The organism is Nocardia farcinica (assembly GCF_029867845.1).
GTDB classification, from domain to species: domain Bacteria; phylum Actinomycetota; class Actinomycetes; order Mycobacteriales; family Mycobacteriaceae; genus Nocardia; species Nocardia farcinica_A.
Genome location: NZ_JARWRU010001148.1, coordinates 1 through 4275 on the forward strand (window position 1 = coordinate 1; position 4275 = coordinate 4275).

Annotated in this window: 3 protein-coding genes; all 3 read left to right on the forward strand. The window is 68.0% G+C overall.

What is annotated here, in order from left to right:
* The first annotated feature begins 141 nt into the window (after positions 1-141).
* Positions 142-1197, forward strand: a complete 1056-nt coding sequence (locus tag QH283_RS25515) for an alpha/beta hydrolase (RefSeq protein WP_280505478.1) — start codon at positions 142-144, stop codon at positions 1195-1197.
* A gap of 336 nt (positions 1198-1533) precedes the next feature.
* The gene (locus QH283_RS25520; protein ID WP_280505479.1) at positions 1534-2610 is read left to right on the forward strand and encodes an alpha/beta hydrolase; all 1077 of its coding nucleotides are present in this window, start codon (positions 1534-1536) and stop codon (positions 2608-2610) included.
* A 465-nt stretch (positions 2611-3075) separates the two neighbouring features.
* The gene (locus QH283_RS25525) at positions 3076-4113 is read left to right on the forward strand and encodes an alpha/beta hydrolase (protein WP_280505480.1); all 1038 of its coding nucleotides are present in this window, start codon (positions 3076-3078) and stop codon (positions 4111-4113) included.
* Positions 4114-4275: the final 162 nt, after the last annotated feature.

The following is a 4275-nucleotide window of genomic DNA, read 5'->3' on the forward strand; positions in this document are numbered from 1 at the left end:
CGTCCCGGGGGGGTTAGGGGTTTCGGCTCGTCCGCGACGCCCGTGGGCGTGTTCTGTACTTAGTTAAATTCCGGGGCGGCGCTGTCGCCGTCCCGGACGCGGTCGAGTCCGGCCGCTCGAAGCGAAAGGCCGAAAGAGAAGATGCGAGCTCGAAGAGCCGGCGCATGGCTCAAGCGCACCATGGTCATGGCGGCCGCGGTGCTCATGCCGCTCGGAGTGACGGTGGCCGGTGGTGGAGCCACCGCCTCGGCGGCATTCAATCCCGCCGGATTCGATTTCTGGGTGGACTCGGACATGGGTCCGATCAAGTCCAGGATCTTCCGCGCCGCGGACGGCAACACCAACCGCGTGGTCTACGCCCTCGACGGCATGCGCGCGCGCAACGACCTCAACGGGTGGGAGATCGACACCGAGGTCGCCCGTGAGCTGACCAAGTGGAACATCAACGTGGTCATGCCGGTCGGCGGCATGTCGAGCTTCTACGCCGACTGGAACGCCCCGAGCACCATCCTCGGCATCGGCGGCGGCTCCAGCGGCTCCGGTTCGCTGTCGTCCTCGGGTTCGGCCTCCGGCTCGGGCGTGACGCAGTTGCTGGCGGGCGGTCCAGGCAAGAGCACCCGCTACACGTGGGAGACCTTCCTGACCAACAACCTGCGCTGGGCGCTGCGCGACCGGCTCGGCTTCAACCCCAACCGCAACGGCGTGTTCGGGCTGTCGATGGGCGGCTCGGCCGCGTTGACGCTGGCCGCCTACCACCCGGACCAGTTCAATTACGCCGCTTCCTATTCCGGCTATCTGAACGTCTCCGCGCCGGGTATGCGCGAGGCGCTGCGCATCGCCATGATCGACGCGGGCGGCTACAACATCGACTCGATGGCGCCGCCGTGGGGTCCGCAGTGGCAGCGGAAGGACCCGTTCGTCTTCGCCCCGCAGCTCAAGGCCAACAACACCCGCCTGTGGGTCTCCGCGGGCAGCGGCCTGCCCGCCGCGGAGGACGGGCTGAGCTTCGGCACCCTGAACGCGATGGGCCTGGAGGCTCTCGCGCTGGCCAACACCCGCGCCTTCCAGGTGCGCATGGCCACCCTCGGGGCCACCAATGTCACCTACGACTTCCCGGCGGTCGGCGTGCACAACTGGCGCTACTGGGAGACCGAGGTGTATCGGATGATCCCCGACCTGTCGGCCACCATCGGCTGACGCGCTCCGCGCGGACGGAAGGAAGGGCCGGCGCCCGGCTATCCTCCGGCAAGTCGTGAAACCGCCCGTGGCAGTTCGCCACGGGCGGTTTTTCGTGTCCGTGAACCAGACATATCCGAAACCGGATCGGCAACGAATCAGTAGCGGCAGCGGCGCGTGCTTGTGACTGGGGTCACCATCCAGCAACATGTAGGCACTCGGTGCCGATTGATTACCCGGAGAGAATGCATTGCGGTCGTCGTGTCCGATCTGCTCGGACTCCGCCCCAGTGCTCGGATGAGGAGACCGGTCGAATAGCTGGGTGATTGCCGGTCTTCCCGGAGAGAGGTCGATGGTATGCGAAGTCTCCGCTGGAAACGTCTGACACCGAAGGCTGCCGGAGCGCGCCCCGGCGGCAGATCCGGCTCGTGGACCAGACGCTGGGCGATCGGGCTGGCAACCGCGCTGCTCGTGCCCTTCGTGAGCGTGGTCTCCGGCGGGGCGACGGCATCGGCGGCATTCGATCCGAACGCCTTCGATTTCTGGGTCGATTCGGATATGGGACCGATCAAATCGCGCATCCTGCGCGCGGCGAACGGCAACACCAATCGCGTCGTCTACGTCCTCGACGGCATGCGCGCGCCGGAGACCCTCAACGGCTGGGAAATCGAGACCGACGTTCCCGCGCTGCTGGCGAGCTGGAACATCAATGTGGTGATGCCGGTCGGCGGCATGTCGAGTTTCTACGCCGACTGGAACGCGCCGAGCGAATTCTTCGGTATTCCGGCGGGCACCGGATCGAGCACCGGATCGGGCGGGCTCAACGGCTTCGCCGCCGGCCCGGGCAAGAGCTATCGCTACACCTGGGAAAGCTTCCTGACCAACAACCTGCGCTGGGCGCTGCGCGACCGGCTCGGCTTCAACCCCAACCGCAACGGCGTGTTCGGTCTGTCGATGGGCGGCTCGGCCGCGTTGACGCTGGCCGCCTACCACCCCGATCAGTTCAGCTTCGCCGGCTCGTTCTCCGGCTACCTGAACATCTCCGCGCCCGGCATGCGCGAGGCCATCCGCATCGCGATGCTGGACGCCGGCGGCTACAACGTCGACTCGATGGCGCCGCCGTGGGGTCCGCAGTGGCTGCGCATGGATCCCTTCGTCTTCGCGCCGAATCTGGTGAACAACGGCACCAGGCTCTGGGTGGCCGCGGCCAGCGGCCTGCCGACCTCCTCGGACCCGCCGAGCTTCAACACCCTCAACGGCATGGCGCTGGAGGCGCTGGCGCTGGCGAACACCCGTGCCTTCCAGGTGCGTATGGCGACATTGGGTGGCGGCAACGTGGTGTATTCGTTCCCGCCTTTCGGAATCCACGCGTGGAACAACTGGCGCGACGAGGCGGTGCGGATGTTGCCGGATTTGTCGGCGCATATCGGATAGCCGCGTTCGGATCGGGAACCGCCACGCGAGAACGGCGAAGCTGATGCTACAACCGCCGGGCGCGCACGCCCGCGCCCGGCGGTTTCGTCGTGCCGTCCCGCGGATTCGCGCTCAGGTGTGATCTGTTCCACCACGCTGCGGATTCCCGTGTGCCACCGCGCTGCCGCACGCGGGGAATCGGACATCCGGGACGACATCGCGGCGCGGACGCGGTATGGTCACCGCACGATCACATCGCGCGCGCGGTGGGATATCGAACTGCGGAAATATCTCGGCCTTGCCCGGGAATGTCGCGTCGAATATTCTTCCGCGAGCACAAGTGTGACCAGATCGTTGTAGCGCCGTCATTGTGCGCCGGAGTTGTCGGGGCTCCCCGCAATGTGACGTGCGTCTCGTTGGCAGCACGGGTGGTGCCGCGTCGGCTCGGCGCGGCCGCACCACAACAGCAGAAAGAGAGCGACATTCATGCGATTCGGCAGGGCCGCCGCGCCGAACACAGTCCCGTCGGGTAAGCGAGGTGCACCTCGCGGTTGGCGTCATCGGATCCTGGCGGTGGGTGCCGCCGCCTTGGCGCTACCGATCGCCGCCGGAGTGGCGGCCCCGACGGTCGCGAGCGCCGCTCCCGTTCACGCTCCGGTGCTGCGCGCGCCGGCCGGTGGGTACGAAGAGCTGATGGTCCCCTCGTCCATGGGGCCGATCAAGGTTCAGGTCCAGTGGGCTTCGCGTGGCGGCAACGCCGCGCTGTACCTGCTGGACGGCATGCGCGCGCGCGACGACCGCAACGCGTGGTCCTTCGAGACCAACGCGATGGACCAGTTCCGCGACGCGAACGTCACCCTGGTGATGCCGGTGGGCGGCGAGTCCAGCTTCTACACCGACTGGTACGCCCCCTCCAGCACCAACGGTCAGAAGACCACCTACAAGTGGGAGACCTTCCTGACCAGGGAGCTGCCGGACTTCCTCGCGGGCTACGGCGTCTCCAAGACCAACAACGCGGTCGCCGGCCTCTCCATGGGTGGCAGCGCCGCGCTGGCGCTGGCGGCCTACCACCGCGACCAGTTCAAGTACGCCGCCTCCTACTCGGGCTACCTGAACATCTCCGCGCCGGGCATGCGCGAGGCCATCCGCATCGCGATGCTGGACGCGGGCCGCTACAACGTCGACTCGATGGCGGCCCCGTGGAGCCCGCAGTGGCTGCGCATGGACCCGTTCGTGTTCGCCCCGCAGCTGCGCGGCCTGCCGATGTACATCTCGGCGTCCAGCGGCATCCCGGGCCAGCACGACCATCCGAACTCGGCGGTCGGCGTGTTCAACACCGGTAACGCGATGGCGCTGGAAGCCCTCTCGCTGGTGAACACCCGCGCCTTCCAGGTGCGGCTGAAGTCGCTGGGCATCCCGGCGCAGTTCGAGTTCCCGGCCACCGGCACCCACTCCTGGAAGTACTGGGAAGAGGAGCTGTGGAAGTCCCGCCCGGGCATTCTGGACGCGCTCGGCGCCTGGTGACCCGGTCGTGACGGTGTGACGCCGACAGGCTGACACCGACACGGTGAACGGGCCGCCTGGCCCGCGACGACCACGAGGCCGGCGCGGGCGCGGAACGGAGCGGGGGGGGCCCGGGGGGGCCCGGCCCGGGGGGTGGGGCCCCCCCCCCCGATGGGTTGGAGG